This window comes from Streptomyces sp. S465 (genome assembly GCF_026898115.1).
Classification (GTDB): Bacteria; Actinomycetota; Actinomycetes; order Streptomycetales; family Streptomycetaceae; genus Streptomyces; species Streptomyces luomodiensis.
On sequence record NZ_CP114036.1, the window covers coordinates 7,414,490 to 7,428,026 of the forward strand.

Sequence of the window (13,537 nt, forward strand, 5' to 3'; positions counted from 1 at the left end):
GACATCACCGACATGCACACCAATAAGAGGACGGCTATGAGCGGGGCCGTGCCCGCCAGCCTCCGACCGGACACCCCGATCGGCATCAAGTACGCCGATGACACCTGGCAGGCGATCTCCACCGCGAACGACTGGGGCCGCTGCGTCCTCGACGCCCTGGGCGACCACACCGGCGCGGTCCTCGAAGACACCGCGTTACGCCACCTGGTGTGGTTCGTGCCTCCGGGAGGAGTCGACGGCTGGCCCACCCCCGAACCACTGCGTCTGACCCTGTACCGGGCTGGAGACAGCCTCCTCGTGCCCCGACTGAATGGATACCGGGGAGTCAACGTGTGGCTCCGCACCCCGAAGGCGAACGGACTGTTCACCGACCCCAACACGCTGCGCCTCGGCTATGGAAAGCCTGGTCGGGCCGCTGGATCAGGCAGCGGGACGAAGCCCCGTGGTGGTGTGCCACTTCTGCGCCACCCCCACGCGTGATGCTCAGGTGATCGACGCATGGGAGTCGTTCAGTACCGGCGCCCACGTCCGCTACGCCTGCCACCCCTGTCTGAGCGCGACCGGTGGCGACCGCGTCCACCTCCTCGCCCAGCCGGAAGGCCCGCAATGAGCCCCCGTACCGAGCAGATGCTGTGCGTCCTGGCCGTGGCCGCGCTCCTGGGCGTGCTCAGCTACGGCATCACCCACCCATGACCCTCACCCCGACCGGGGCGCGCCCACGAGTCCCGGCCGGGGTGGTCCCAGGCTCCGGCCGCCGCTTCCTACCCCCGAGGGGAGGGCGGCCGGAGCCGTCACGACAGAACTGACAGGTGGTCGGCATCGTCCGCACCGCCGCAGTCATCGTCCTGGCCGCGGCCTCCGGGATGCGCTCGTCCGAGCTGATGGAACTGGAAGTCGGCTGCTGCCGGTCGGAAGAATCCGCCCCCGGCCTGATCCGGTACCGGCTGGTCAGCAAGGTAATCAAAGGCCAGGGACTCGGCGGCGTCATCGACGAATGGGTGGTCATCGAACCCGCCTACCGCGCTGCGGAACTCATCGAATGCCTGCACCCCGACCCTGTCGAAGGCGCGTCCCTACTGGGGCGGTTTGCCTTCGATATCCGCTACCGGTGGTTCCGGAACTGGATCAACTCCGAAGCCGGGGCACGGCTCGGCCTCGCCCCCACCCCGGACGGCCTCGTCAACCTGTGGCGACTACGCAGGACCCTTGCACTGGAGATGGCCTACCGGCCCGGCGGCGTACTCGCAACCAAGATCCATCTGAAGCACATCGTCGTCGCGACAACCGAGGGCTACAGTTCCCGCCCCGGCGGGGCCCAGGCCGAGCTGCTGGCCGAGGTCAACAAGCTGGAGGGCGACCGCAATGGTCCTGGCGGAGTTCCGAAACTATCACCCCGGTGTACGAGCCGAGCGCGGAGGCCAGGTTGTGCGCCCGGATGCCGAGGGCGACCCCGGCGGCGAGCGCGGCGACCGCGTTGTGGGCGTAGTGGGCGCCCGGGACGGAGGGCGCGGACACCTCGCCGAGCAGATCGCGCACCGCGTCACGCACCAAGGCCGCCTCGTCGGACCGCGGGCCGGACTGACCGCCCGCCTCTCACTCCTCCCGTGCGCCACGGGCCACTTCGGCCATGACCTCCGTAGCGATGCCGAGGAGGGGGCGGAAGTCCCCGTAGGCGGCTTTCCACCACGCCGAGGTGCGCGGGTCGAGGATCTGGCACGTGATGAGCGCGTCCCAGTCGGCCGCCACCCGACACCGTTGCATGTGGTGGTCCTCGTGCGGGAAGTGCCCCGTGCGTCGTGCCTGCCCTACCCGCAACACGCTGCCCCGTAAGACAACGTCGCTGCTTTCATCGAGCAGCCGCAACGCGCGGTCCGTGTCGGTGAGGTTGGCCGTGCTGACCATGTCGATCAGACTGACCATGCCGTCGCCGCGCGTGGGTCCCGGCTTGTAGCCCTGCTCCTCCATCAGCTCGCACAGGCGTCTCGCCCGAGGGTTGGCGGAGAGGAATGCCTCTTCCAGGGCCTTCTGGCTCAGCGTGCTGAGGGGCTGCCCCATCTCGGCACACATGACCCCAAAAGCCTCGCGCAGACCGGTTCTCCAGGCGCGCTTCCCCCCGGTGGCTTTCTGCACGTCCTCCAGGAAGGCGTTGATCTGATCCTGGCTGATCCCGCGAATCTGGGCGAGGCGGACGATCATCCCAAGCATCGGCTTGGGTGACAGCGGAAGCAGCGCCTCGATGGCCTTCTGGGAGTAGACGTTGATTCTAGGAGGCGGCGGTCCGATCTCAGGTCGCTTCAGGAGGTTCTCGACTCCCTTCCGCAGTGCGGTGCGGAGGTTGCGGGTGGCGCCGGGATCCGGGTTCATCGCCAGTAGCCTCCCTTTCACCCCCGGGCACAGCTGGCCGGCAGTACGGGCCCCAGCGCAGAGTTCGGCGGCCAGCACTGCGTTATCGATCTCTTCAGCCGCGGCATCCGCGGTCAGCTTCGGAATGAAGCCGACGTCGTAGTCCCGAAGAAACGTCTTGTCCTTATAGACGTCCGGACCGTAGCCAGCAGCGTCCAAGGCCTGCCGTACGGGCCGGAACGCGAGGGGTGGCTTGTTATTACGGCTCACGCCCGAGGCTACAGGGTGTCCCGTATGCGACTCGGCCCGCCATCTTGCTGGGGGCGGGCCGAGGTCTGGTTGTGTGGGCCGGTGGTCAGTAGCCGACGGTGAAGCGCTGGTGGTGGTGGCGGGGCAGCTCGATCTCGTCGAGGAGGGCGACGGCGTAGTCCTCGACGGAGATGGTGCTGTTGCCGTCTCCGTCGGTGACGAGCTCGTCTAGGGCGGTCCGATAGACGCCGGTGCGGTCGCCGGGGGCGATGTCCGCCGCGGGGCTGAGGTTGGTCCAGTCGACGTCGGTGACGGTCCGGTAGTGGTCGAGGGCGTCGCCGTGGGCGTGCATGATCTGCAGGAGGAACTCGGGCAGGCCGGGGGCGTCCCAGACCTGCTTGCCGTCGGGGGTGCGCAGGGAGCCGGCGCCGCCGACGGTGATCAGGCGGGGAGCCTGTGCGCCGAGGGTGCGCAGACCTTCGGTGAGGGCTTCGGCGGCGGGCCGGATGGTGGCGAGGTGGCCGGGGCCGTCGCCGCCGCCGACGGCGCTGACGACGACGTCCTGGTCCTTCGCGGCGGCGGTGATCGACTGGGGGTCGAGGACGTCGCCCGTGGTGACGGTCAGGTCGGCGTGTTGCTCGGTGACCTTCGCCCGGTCGCGGACGACGGCGGTGACGTGGTGGCCTCGGCGCAGGGCCTCGCGGACGATGGCGGAGCCGATGATGCCGTTGGCGCCGAAGACAGCGATGTTCGTCATGGGATGTCCTTCGTGGTTCCGTCGGTGTCCGGGCCGTGCTCGACGGCAGGGGCGCAGTGGCAGAGCGATCGGTCGGCGCCCGGCGGCACCTGCACACCGTGCAGGTGCCGCCATTGCCGTCGTCCGCGCGCGAGTGGTTCACGGCACGAGGACGATGCGTCCGCGCAGACCCCCCTCGGCGAGACGTGCGTGCGCCGCCTCGGCGTCCGCGAGGGAGAAGGTTTCGGCGATGCGGGCCAGCACGACGCCTTGGTCGGCCAGTTGGGACAGTTCGGCGAGCTGGGTGCCGTCGGCGTGTACGTCCAGGGCGTCGACGCGGATGCCGCGTTCGGATGCCGGCTCCTGGCCGGGCCATACGCCGATGTAGGCGCCGCCGTCGCGGACCGGTGCGAGGGCCGGATTGCCGAGGATCGCGGTGTCGATGACGCCGTCGAAGGCGGCCGAGGGGAGGGCCGCGTCGCGGGGCAGGAAGTCGTCGGCGCCCCGGCTGCGCAGGAACTGCTCGTCGCGCGCGGAGGCGAGGGCGGTGACCTTCAGGCCGCGGTGGTGGGCGAGTTCCACGGTGTGCGCGCCGACGCCGCCCGCCGCGCCGGTGACCAGCAGGCTCTGCCCGGCCTTGAGCGCGGCCATGTCCAGGGCCTGCGCGGCGGAGAGCGCATTGAGGGGGAGGGCCGCGGCGTGGGTGTCGTCCAGGGTCGTCGGGGCCGGTGCGATCGCGTCCGCGGGGAGCACGACGTACTCGGCATGGGTGCCCAGCGGGGTGTGATGCCCGGTGGACAGGCCGATGACCCGGTCACCCGGGGACCAGCTCACCCCGTCGCCGACGCTGTCGATGGTGCCGGCGACGTCCCAGCCCGGGCCGACGTGCTCGCCCGCGCTACCGAAGACGCCGGCCCGCATCGCCGCGTCCACGGGGTTCAGGGCGGCCGCCGCCACCTTCATCCGGACCTGGCCCGGGCCCGCTTCGGGCACCGGGAATTCCGTGATCTCGACTGCTTCGGGGCCGCCGAAGCGGGGCACGATCGCGGCACGCATGAGCATGCTGTTCCTCCTGCGATGGGTGAGCGCGGGACGAGTCACCGTCCAGCCGTTTCTTACCTTTGGTGCGCAACCCCACTCTGCGGCAGTATGGAAGTCCGTACAAAAGGCACACGCGTGTAAGTGAGACGAGAGGCAGGCGCACCATGGCCCCCGAGTCCCCGGCCGATCGCGTACCGGAGCGGGCGGGACCGTGCGCGCGCTGGCCCGCCGAGCACGGCGAGACCATGCGGCAGATCGTCGAGCGGGCCGGTGACAAGTGGTCCGTGCTCGTGATCGGCACGCTGGAGCACGGCCCCCTGCGCTACACCGACCTGCAGCGCTCCATCCCCGGCATCTCCCAGCGCATGCTCACCCACACCCTGCGCCAGCTGCGCCGCGACGGCCTGGTCACCCGCACCGCCTACCCCGAAGTGCCGCCGCGCGTCGAGTACGCGCTGACCGACCTGGGCGCGACGCTGCTGGTCGCGGTCACCGCCATGGTCGACTGGGCGGGCACCCACCACGACGAGATCATCCGCAATCGCGCCCACTTCGACCGCGAGGCCGCCGAGCCGCGGACCTGAGCCGTGTCGGTGCCGGCCGCGTCCGTCACCGGAGCTCGGCCGTTTCGGTGGACTCGTTCCGGGGCGCGGTCACGGTGCGCTTCTGTTCCAGGCGCCGCAGCGCCCTCGGCGCCGTCTCGGGCAGGGCCATCAGGCACGCCAGGGAGAGGACGCAGGTTCCGGCGAGGTAGTAGCCGACGTTGACGGCGTTGCCGGTGGCGGCGACGATCCGGTTCGCGATCAGCGGCGAGATGCCCCCGCCGAGCACTGCCCCGAGGTGGAAGGCGATGCCCATGCCGGACTGGCGCTGGTCGCGGGGGAAGAGCTCGGTGAAGAAGGTGTACATCGGGCCGAAGAGGATGCCGGTGGTCGCGAAGCCGAGCGCCAGTGCGGCGGTGAGGGCGCCCATCGAACCCGTTCCGGCGAGCGGGAAGACGACCAGCACCGCGACCAGCGACGCGAGCGCCCCGGCGGACATGACCGGCCGTCGGCCGAACCGGTCCGAGGCCCAGGCGCCGAGGACGTTGGCGGCCGCGTGGACCACGAGGCCGAGGGTGCTGGCGTTGACCACGTCCTGCCGGGGCAGGCCGAGGCCGTCGGGCGCGGCGGACGTCGCGTAGGACATCATGAAGGTTGCCAGCGCGAACGTGCACGAGTTCAGGCCGATGTTCACGCCGGCGGCCAGCAGCACTCGCCGCCAGTTGGAGCGGAACACATCGGCCACCGGGCGCCGGTTCCTGAGGGTCTCGCCCTCCTCACGCACCATCTGCTGGAAGACCGGGCTCTCCGCCACGCCCCGGCGGATCCAGATGCCGATGACGATGGCGATGCCACCGGCGAGGAAGGGCAGCCGCCAGCCCCAGGACTCGACGCTGGAGTCCGGCAGGAAGAGCACGGCGGTGAACGCCAGATTGGCGAGGATGTTGCCGACCGGTGAGCCGAGGGCGACGAACACGCCGTACCGGGCCCGTTTCTGGTCGGGGGCGTGCTCGATGGCCAGGGCGGCGGCGCCGCCGGTCTCGCCGCCGCGGAAGAGTCCGTGGGCCATCCGCAGGACGACCAGGAGCAGTGGCGCCGTCACCCCGATCTGGGCGTAGGTCGGCAGCAGCCCCATCAGGACGGTCGCCGCGCCCATGCCGATGAAAGTGAGGAGCAGCGCGAAGCGCCGCCCGTACCGGTCGCCGAGCCAGCCGAACCCGGCGGCGCCGAGCGGGGCCATCAGGAAGCCGATGGCGAAGGTCGCAAGGCCGAGGAAGGTGCCGAACCAGGCGTCGCCGGTCTGGAAGAAGGTGTCGGTGAGGACGAGCGTGGTCGCCGTCCCGTAGATGGCGAAGTCGTAGAACTCCAGGGAGGTGCCCACGCCACTGGCCATGGCGATGCGGACGATGCCGGTGCGGGGCGGCGCCGCCGCGGTCGGTTTGGCCGCCGTCGATATCTGCTCGGTCATGTGTGTACCTCGGGCCTGTCAGGGGAGTTTCGGTGCGTAGTCGGCAGGTGGTTTGCCGCCGGTCAGTTCGGTGATCCGCTCGGCGTGGTCGAGTGCGGCGGCGAGGATCGCCCGGAAGCGTTCGACTCCGGAGCCGGGGCCGAAGCCGCCCACCATGAGCTCGAAGGCGACGCGCTGGTCGGCGCCGAAGACCGGCACCTGGAGGGTGCGGGCGTGGTGCTGCGGGCGGGGGTCGCGGCAGTAGTCCGCGTATCCGGACGCCATCCGCTCCCAGAGCCGGGCGAGGGCGCTGTGCCCGTCCCCGGCCCCGGGGCCGCTTCGTGCTTCGGCGGTCAGCCCGCCGAAGTGTTCGGTGAGGGTGTGCCCGAAGGAGATGGCGTAGCCCTGCTCGCGGACCAGGGCGAGGGTGTCGTCGAGGAGGGGGGTGTCGACGCGGCCCATCAGGCGTCGGGCGCCCTCCACCCAGGCGCGGTGGAGGTCCGGTTCGCACCAGGCGGCGAAGCCGGGGTCCATCGGTGCCGCGAAGGGGAAGCAGGTCCCGACGTACGGCTGTTGGGTGTCGGCCGCCGTGAGCACGACCACTTGGCCGCGCACCACGGTGGACAGGGCGCACTCGACGTCCAGCTCCCGGGCGAGGTCCTGGACGAGGTCGCCGACGCCCGCGGCGATGCGGAGCCGGGAGCCCAGTTCGGCGAGTTCGACACCGGTGACGCGCGGAGCGAACGATCCGTAGCCGCCGTTGAGAAAGACGAGCGGTGCCTCGTCGGCGCGGGGGCCGAGGCCCAGGTCCTCCACCGCGCCCAGCACCATCACGTGGTCCCCGGCCGGCAGCACGTCGTGCACCGTGGCGTCGAACCAGGCCACCGCGCTCCGCAGCCGGGGCACACCGTGCTCGTCGAACTCCCAGGCGTCGCCGGTGAACCGGTCCTCGGGGGCGGCGGCGAAGAATTCCCGGCACAGACCCTCGTGCTCGGCGCCCAGGACGGAGGCGCGGAACCGGCCGGCGCGCCGGATGCCGGCGTAGGTCCGGGACCGCGTCTGGGGCAGGAACCCGACCAGGGGCGGGTCCTCGGACACCGAGGTGAAGGTGCCGACGACCATCCCGATCGGGCCGCCCGACTCGTCGACCGACGTGATGATGGTGATGCCGGTCGGATACCGCCCCAGGACCGAGCGCCATCGCGACTTGGGCGGTGGCTGCGGGGTCATCACCGGGTTGCCCTCGGGTGCGGTCTGCTGTTGTCTCTGACTACCCATCATTTTCCCTGTCGGAATGAGGGCCCGAGGTGGTCGCGCCGGGACCGTGTCGGTCTTGTCGGAGTCACCGCGGGCGGCGGTCAGTACAGCTCGATGCGGAGCCGGTCCGAGCGGGCCCGCGAGACACAGAGCGCGATCTCTGTGCCGGCCGCGTGCTCGGACGCGGTCAGGCAGTGGTCGCGGTGGTCGGCGGTGCCCTCCAGCAGGCCGGAGACACACGAGCCGCAGATGCCCTCCTCGCAGGACTTGGCGACCGGGATGCCCGCCTCCTCCAGCACGGAGAGGATCGATCGGTCCGCGGGGATCTCGAACTCCTCGCCGGTGTCGAGTTCCACCATGAAGGGCTTGTCGTCCGAGGTGTCGACCGGCTCCGCGCGGAAGTGCTCGACATGGACCTGTGCCTCGCCCACGACCGGGGCGAAGAGGGCGGTGACCTGGTCCATGAAGCCGACCGGTCCACAGGTGTAGACATGGCTGTCGGCACTCAGCGTGGCCGCCGACGGGCGGAGGATGTCCGGGTGTTCGTCCCGCGGTCTGCCGATGTGCAGGGTGACCCGGTCGCGGAACTCGGCACGGTGCTGCAGTAGGTCGCCGAAGGCGAGCTCGGCCTGTGAGCGTACGAAGTAGTGCAGCGCGAAGTCGGCGCCGCAGCGCTGGAGTTCGTAGGCCATGCTGAGCAGCGGGGTGACTCCGATGCCGCCGGCCACCAGCAGGTGCCGGTCGGCGCCGTCGGCGATGCCCAGCAGATTCCGCGGCTGGCCGATCGTCAACTCGTCGCCCACGGACGCCTGGTGCAGCGCGGCCGAGCCGCCTCGAGACTCGGCCTCGCGCTTCACGGCAATGAGGACGGACGCCCGGTCGGCCGGGTCTCCCGCCAGCGAGTACTGGCGCAGGACTCCGGTCGGCCCGGTCACGTCGATGTGCGCGCCGGCGGCGAAGGGGCCGAAGGCGGCGCCGTCGGCCCTGCGCAGCCGCAGGGAGCGGACCGTCGTGCTCTCCTCCACGATCTCGGACACCTGGACGGCGACGCTCACAGCAGGAACCCCGCGGCGGGCACGGCGTCCTCGGAGTCCACCAGCCGGATCACCTTGCGCACGATCCGGTCGGCGGACCGGTCCACGCCGAGCCGCACCGTGAACTCGATGTCCCCGGCCCACAGGTCATGGTGCCCCCGCTTGTAGGCGACGACGATCTGAGCGGCGCGCAGTGACACCGAGTCGTCGGTCACCTCGACGGGTACGAAGCGGGACACGGTGCGCACGGTCCTGGCCGAGTCGACGGCCGCGATGGCGTACCCCTCAGTGAGGCGCGTCACGCGCATGGCCCGCATACGGGCGTCGTCGTAGACCATGTTCAGCTGGTCGTCGAAGTCCTCGGTGGTGGCGTCGAGGGGGATGACGTAGATGCCGTCCTCGGCGTAGAGATCGTTCCAGGCCGGGTACTCCTTGCGGTCGAGCAACTCGGCCTCGCGCCATACGAGTTCGATGGCCCGGGTGACGCGTGTGTCGGAGAGGGTGGCCGGGGGAGTGGTGGGGGCGGTGGGGATCGTGGCGGTGTCAGCCATTGCTCATCATCTTCTTCCACATCCGGTACGCGGCCCGCATGCCGGTCTCGTCGGTGCTGTGCGAGGTGGTCCAGCCCTCGGGGGCCTCGACCTCGCGCTTCAGGCCGCGGTTCACCATGATCGGCATCTCCGGGCATGCCTGGGCGCCGCGCTGGACCCGGTCCCACCCCTCGGAGTCGTCGGGGGTGCCGAAGCCGAACGGGCCCTGGAAGTGCTCGTGGATGCGCAGGCGTTCGCGGCGGACCGGTCCCGCGATCTCCTCCGGGGCGTCCACGCCGAGCGCCACATGCTCGATGATCGTCTCGTCGACGGAGACCGGGCGAAGGACACGGAAGAACGCCGAGGACAGGCTCACGTTGGGGAACAGGTTCAGGTTCGAGCCGGTGCCGTGCATCGCGCGGACCAGCTTGCGGATCTGCGCGTCCTCCACGCCGGCCTGCTTCAACTCAGCCACCAGGCCGTCGAATCGGGACTGCAGGGGCTCGGTGCCGTCATCGTCGTCGAGGTCGATGTGCGCCGGCACCATGTGCATCACGCTGTGTCCGTTGCCGAGGTCGTGGCAGGTGGAGGCCGGGTCTGTCATGAAGCTGAGCATGTCGGCGGTCTCCGCGTCCACCGAGCTCATCCAGGATCGGTGCACGATCGGGAAGTGGTAACCGTCGGTGGTGTTCTCCAACTGGATCTTCCAGTTGCCCCGGAACCGGAAGCGGTGGGTGCCGATCACCTTGAGCGGATAGCCGCCGCCCTGCTTCAAGAAGCGGTCGGCCCACAGCCGTACATCGCCCAGGAACTCCTCCAGTGGCTCGGCCTCGTGGTCGAAGGTGGCGAAGATCAGGCCGCGGTAGCTCTCGGTGCGCAGCTTGCGCAGGCCCATCTCGTCCTTGCTCATCACCCCTTCGTAGCCGTCGGGATAGGGGATGCCGCGCAGCCGCCCGTCCAGACCGTACGACCAGGCGTGGTAGGGGCAGGTGAAGCCGTTCGCTTCGCCGCGCGGCTTCTCGCACAGGCTGGCGCCGCGGTGTCGGCAGCGGTTGACGAGGGTGTGGAAGGCGCCCTTGCGGTCCCGGGTGACGAGCACCGAATTGCGGCCCACATAGGTGGATTTGAAGCTGCCCGGTTTCGGCAGCTCACTCTCGTGCGCCACCCAGATCCAGGTCTTCTCGAAGATCTCGGTCATCTCGCGTTCGAAGATGTCCGGGTCGGTGTAGACCCGGGCGGCGACGCGGTCCTCCTGCACGAGATCGGCCGGCTCCAGCTGATGGATGGTGGCCGGGGTGAATGCGATGGTCATGCGGTTTTCTCCTCGGTGTCGCCGCTCCCGGGCCGGTCCCGGTCGGCACGGGGGTCCCTGGGGCCCAGGAAGCCGGGGGTGGTCGGATCCAGGCCCAGCAGAACGGCTCCGGCGTCGTCGTAGATGTGCTGGCTGAGCGAGGCGTGCAACTGGGGGACCTGAGCGTCCATGCGGATCCGGTTCAGCGGGTGCGAGTTCTGGATGATCGCCGCTCCGGACACCTTGGACAGGTCGTGGACGACCTGGGCGGCGGTGTCGGAGACATGGACAGCGCTGAGCCGGATGCGCGCCATCTGGTCGGCGCTCACCGCTTCGCCGGAGCTGACGGTCTCCCACACCTCCTCGGCGACGTCCAGGAAGTAGCGGCGGGCCGACCGCAGCGCCACGTACGCTCGCGCGAACTCCGTGCGGTAATAGGCGCGTTCGCCGACCGACGGCGCCCCCGTGATACCCCGGTAGGAGCCCGAGCGCTGGGCGTGATCGAGGGCGCCGAGCGCCACGCCGAGCCCGATGGCCGCATGGCACTGTGCCTGGTAGCCCAACAGCGGGTAGTGGAAGAGGGGCTCGTCGATCTGTGAGGCGCCGCCGCGGACGTAGGTCCACTCCAGCGGGATCTCGACGTCCTCGACCACCGTGTCGAAGGAGCCCGAGGCGCGCATCCCGCTCACGTCCCAGTCCTGGACGATGGTGACCTGATCGGCGGGGAGGACGGCGGCGCGGGGCTGCCCGCCCGCGGACTCGTCCAACAGGCCCACGTTGATGTAGTCGGCGGCCATGCAGCCGCTGGCGAACTTCCACCGGCCGCTCACCCGGAACCCGTTCGCGGTCCGTTCGGACTTTTGCATGGGAAAGAGGCCGCCGGCCAGGACCATGTCCGGACCGTCGCGGTAGATCTCCTTCTGCGTCTCGACGGGAAGCGCGCCGAGGTAGGTGCTGGCGGAGGCGAAGCCCACCACCCAGGCGGTGGAGCCGTCGACGCGGCCCACTTCCTCGACGAGCCTGAGGAACCGGTGGGGCGGCAGCACACACCCCCCGAACCGGATCGGAGTGGCATGCCGGTAGACGCCGAACGGCATGAACTTCTCGACGAAGTCACGGGGGACGTATCCCTGGGCTTCGAACTCCGCCCGCCGTTCGGCGAGCTCGGCAAGAACTGCCTGCCACTTCGCACCGGCTGTTGGTTCGGGTGCATCACCCATGATCGCTCCTTCCGGCTGGTTGAGGGCCTTACCGGTTCTGGCTGGTGGAAGGCCCCATCGGATGCTCAGTCATCGGTCAGGTCGATGCGATGGGTCGGACCGGTCAGTGGACCGTCTCGGCGGAACCGGCACGGCGATGTGGTCGGATCCAGGGGTCGGAACGAGCGCGCCGCCACCGGCGCGCCCCCGCCCGTCGGGCAACGTCGCAGAGGGGCGGAGCATGGAAAAGGAGGAGTGGCGGAGCATGGAAAAGGAAGAGCCGGTCGTCCGCGCCCCGCGGATGACCCTCACCTGCTACAACGACAACCACGGCTACGGCTGGAAGCACGTCGACCTGTTCGTCCACGACGCGGCGGGCCGTGAACTGGGCTGGGTGCACTGGGGAGTCGCCCAGGACGGCCCGGACGCGGCGGACGCGGAGACAGCCCGGGTCGAACCGGCCCTGCGGCGCACCTCCGCCTGGCGCCACGGGGTGAGCGCCGGCGGGGTGGATTTCTGGGAGGCCGACGCCCAGTGGGGCGCCGACGTACCGGGGGAGACCGACGCGCGGAGGGCAGTCCAGTGAGCGACACCGTCCGACAGCCCTGGCCCCTGAGCGAACTCGTCGCCGATCTGTGCTCGGGACGGAGCACGCCCGAGGCGGCTCTGCGGCGCAGCCGTGAGCGCATCGCACAGACCGAGGAACAGGTCCGTGCCTGGGTGGCCTTCGACGAAAGCCTCGCGCAAGGTTCCGCACCCGTCCCCGCCGGTCCGCTCGGCGGTGTCCCGATGGGCGTCAAAGACATCATCGACCTGGCCGGACTGCCCACCCGCTGCGGCTCCGTGCTGCGCGCCGACGCCGCCCCTGCCGAGCGGGACGCCCCCGTCGTCCGGGCCTGGCGGGCGGCCGGGGCTGTCCCCCTCGGCAAGACCGTGACCACGGAGTTCGCCTTCTTCGCCCCCGGCCCGACCCGCAACCCCGCCGACCTGCGGCACACGCCCGGCGGTTCCTCCAGCGGCTCGGCCGCGTCGGTCGCCGCGGGACAGGTCCCGCTCGCCATCGGCTCCCAGACCGCCGGATCGGTGACCCGGCCGGCCGCGTACTGCGGGGTCGCCTCACTGGTCCTGCGCCACGGTCACCTGTCCACCGACGGTGTCGCCGGACTAAGCCCCAGCCTCGACGCGCACGGTATGTACGCGGCCACCGCCGCCGACGTCGCCCTCGCCTGGGCGGCCCTCACCGGGGAGCCGGATCCGGCCCGCGACGCGCACACTGCCCCGCGGATCGCGTTCTGGCACGCTGCCCCGCTCGCGGCCGTGTCCGACGAGATGGGTGCGGCGCTCGCCTGCGCCGAGGCCGGGCTCACCGACCGCGGCGCGAAGGTCGACGCCTTCCCACTGGAGGCGCTGATCGCCGAAGTGACCCAGGCACATCCGGTGGTGATGGCCTACGAGGCCGCGCGCGAACGCGCCGCCGAACGGGAGCACGCCGATCGTCTCAGCGCGCCCCTGGCCGGGCTGCTGCGTACCGGCGCGGACACCCCGGAAGCCGACTACCGCGCCGCGCGCCGTCTCGTCGAGGCCGCGCGCGAGGAACTCGGCGTACTCCTGTCCCAGTACGACGCGGTGCTCGGCCCGGCCGCACCCGGGGCGGCCCCGGAGGGGCTCGGTGCCACCGGCGATCCCGTGCTCAGCCGCCCGTGGCAGGCACTCGGCCTGCCGACCGTGGCCGTACCGGGGCTGCGGAATGCGGCAGGGCTGCCGCTCGGACTCCAGGTGATCGCGGAATCCGAGGCGGCAGCCCTGCGCGCTGCGGTCTGGGTGGAGCGAAACCTCCGCGGGTGAGGCGGGCCCCTCTCGCGGAGGCG

At 70.8% G+C, this 13,537-nt stretch carries 16 protein-coding genes; 5 read left to right on the forward strand and 11 right to left on the reverse strand.

The features are described 5' to 3' along the window. Positions 1-48 precede the first annotated feature (48 nt). Together N6H00_RS31355 and N6H00_RS31360 are read left to right on the forward strand one after the other, a co-directional pair. Entirely contained in the window at positions 49-480 is a 432-nt protein-coding gene (locus N6H00_RS31355; RefSeq protein ID WP_268975194.1) for a hypothetical protein, read from the forward strand. Between the two features lie 7 nt (positions 481-487). Beyond that, the gene (locus N6H00_RS31360) at positions 488-610 is read left to right on the forward strand and encodes a hypothetical protein (protein WP_268975195.1); all 123 of its coding nucleotides are present in this window, start codon (positions 488-490) and stop codon (positions 608-610) included. 181 nt (positions 611-791) lie between these two features. On the opposite strand, the gene N6H00_RS31365 is transcribed toward N6H00_RS31360, so the two are convergent. The 5 genes from N6H00_RS31365 to N6H00_RS31385 form a co-directional block, all read right to left on the reverse strand. Beyond that, the gene (locus N6H00_RS31365) at positions 792-1,049 is read right to left on the reverse strand and encodes a hypothetical protein (protein ID WP_268975196.1); all 258 of its coding nucleotides are present in this window, start codon (positions 1,047-1,049) and stop codon (positions 792-794) included. A gap of 289 nt (positions 1,050-1,338) precedes the next feature. After that, the gene (locus tag N6H00_RS31370) at positions 1,339-1,548 is read right to left on the reverse strand and encodes a hypothetical protein (RefSeq protein ID WP_268977300.1); all 210 of its coding nucleotides are present in this window, start codon (positions 1,546-1,548) and stop codon (positions 1,339-1,341) included. 45 nt (positions 1,549-1,593) lie between these two features. Continuing rightward, positions 1,594-2,613 (reverse strand): hypothetical protein, encoded by a 1,020-nt coding sequence (locus N6H00_RS31375; protein ID WP_268975197.1) that lies wholly within the window; start codon positions 2,611-2,613, stop codon positions 1,594-1,596. 85 nt (positions 2,614-2,698) lie between these two features. Further along, positions 2,699-3,349: an NAD(P)-dependent oxidoreductase gene (locus tag N6H00_RS31380; protein WP_268975198.1), complete on the reverse strand. Its 651-nt coding sequence runs from the start codon at positions 3,347-3,349 to the stop codon at positions 2,699-2,701. A 138-nt stretch (positions 3,350-3,487) separates the two neighbouring features. Next, positions 3,488-4,384, reverse strand: coding sequence for an NADP-dependent oxidoreductase (locus N6H00_RS31385; protein WP_268977188.1), 897 nt, complete (start codon positions 4,382-4,384; stop codon positions 3,488-3,490). Positions 4,385-4,533: 149 nt separating this feature from the next. Between N6H00_RS31385 and N6H00_RS31390 the strand changes: the two genes are divergently transcribed. Then, on the forward strand, positions 4,534-4,953 hold the full coding sequence (locus N6H00_RS31390) for a winged helix-turn-helix transcriptional regulator (protein WP_268975199.1): 420 nt from the start codon (positions 4,534-4,536) through the stop codon (positions 4,951-4,953). A gap of 25 nt (positions 4,954-4,978) precedes the next feature. Here N6H00_RS31390 and N6H00_RS31395 read toward each other — a convergent pair whose 3' ends face one another. The 6 genes from N6H00_RS31395 to N6H00_RS31420 all read right to left on the reverse strand — a co-directional run bounded on the left by N6H00_RS31395 (position 4,979) and on the right by N6H00_RS31420 (position 11,690). Further along, positions 4,979-6,379 carry an MFS transporter gene (locus N6H00_RS31395; protein ID WP_268975200.1) on the reverse strand — a complete coding sequence of 467 codons (1,401 nt, stop codon included), beginning with the start codon at positions 6,377-6,379 and terminating at the stop codon, positions 4,979-4,981. Between the two features lie 18 nt (positions 6,380-6,397). Beyond that, the gene (locus N6H00_RS31400; RefSeq protein ID WP_268975201.1) at positions 6,398-7,636 is read right to left on the reverse strand and encodes a flavin reductase family protein; all 1,239 of its coding nucleotides are present in this window, start codon (positions 7,634-7,636) and stop codon (positions 6,398-6,400) included. 80 nt (positions 7,637-7,716) lie between these two features. Continuing rightward, positions 7,717-8,670 carry a PDR/VanB family oxidoreductase gene (locus tag N6H00_RS31405; protein WP_268975202.1) on the reverse strand — a complete coding sequence of 318 codons (954 nt, stop codon included), beginning with the start codon at positions 8,668-8,670 and terminating at the stop codon, positions 7,717-7,719. Beyond that, positions 8,667-9,200, reverse strand: coding sequence for an aromatic-ring-hydroxylating dioxygenase subunit beta (locus tag N6H00_RS31410; RefSeq protein ID WP_268975203.1), 534 nt, complete (start codon positions 9,198-9,200; stop codon positions 8,667-8,669). The genes N6H00_RS31405 and N6H00_RS31410 overlap by 4 nt, the downstream gene beginning before the upstream one ends. Continuing rightward, positions 9,193-10,491 carry an aromatic ring-hydroxylating oxygenase subunit alpha gene (locus N6H00_RS31415; RefSeq protein WP_268975204.1) on the reverse strand — a complete coding sequence of 433 codons (1,299 nt, stop codon included), beginning with the start codon at positions 10,489-10,491 and terminating at the stop codon, positions 9,193-9,195. Before N6H00_RS31415 ends, N6H00_RS31410 begins: the two co-directional genes overlap by 8 nt. After that, a complete protein-coding gene (locus N6H00_RS31420; protein ID WP_268975205.1) occupies positions 10,488-11,690 on the reverse strand; it encodes an acyl-CoA dehydrogenase family protein in 1,203 nt (400 codons plus the stop codon). The genes N6H00_RS31415 and N6H00_RS31420 overlap by 4 nt, the downstream gene beginning before the upstream one ends. Before the next feature lie 244 nt (positions 11,691-11,934). Here N6H00_RS31420 and N6H00_RS31425 point away from each other — a divergent pair, with 244 nt between their 5' ends. Both N6H00_RS31425 and N6H00_RS31430 read left to right on the forward strand, forming a co-directional pair. Beyond that, positions 11,935-12,255 (forward strand): hypothetical protein, encoded by a 321-nt coding sequence (locus tag N6H00_RS31425; protein WP_268975206.1) that lies wholly within the window; start codon positions 11,935-11,937, stop codon positions 12,253-12,255. Next, positions 12,252-13,514, forward strand: coding sequence for an amidase (locus N6H00_RS31430; RefSeq protein WP_268975207.1), 1,263 nt, complete (start codon positions 12,252-12,254; stop codon positions 13,512-13,514). The genes N6H00_RS31425 and N6H00_RS31430 overlap by 4 nt, the downstream gene beginning before the upstream one ends. Positions 13,515-13,537: the final 23 nt, after the last annotated feature.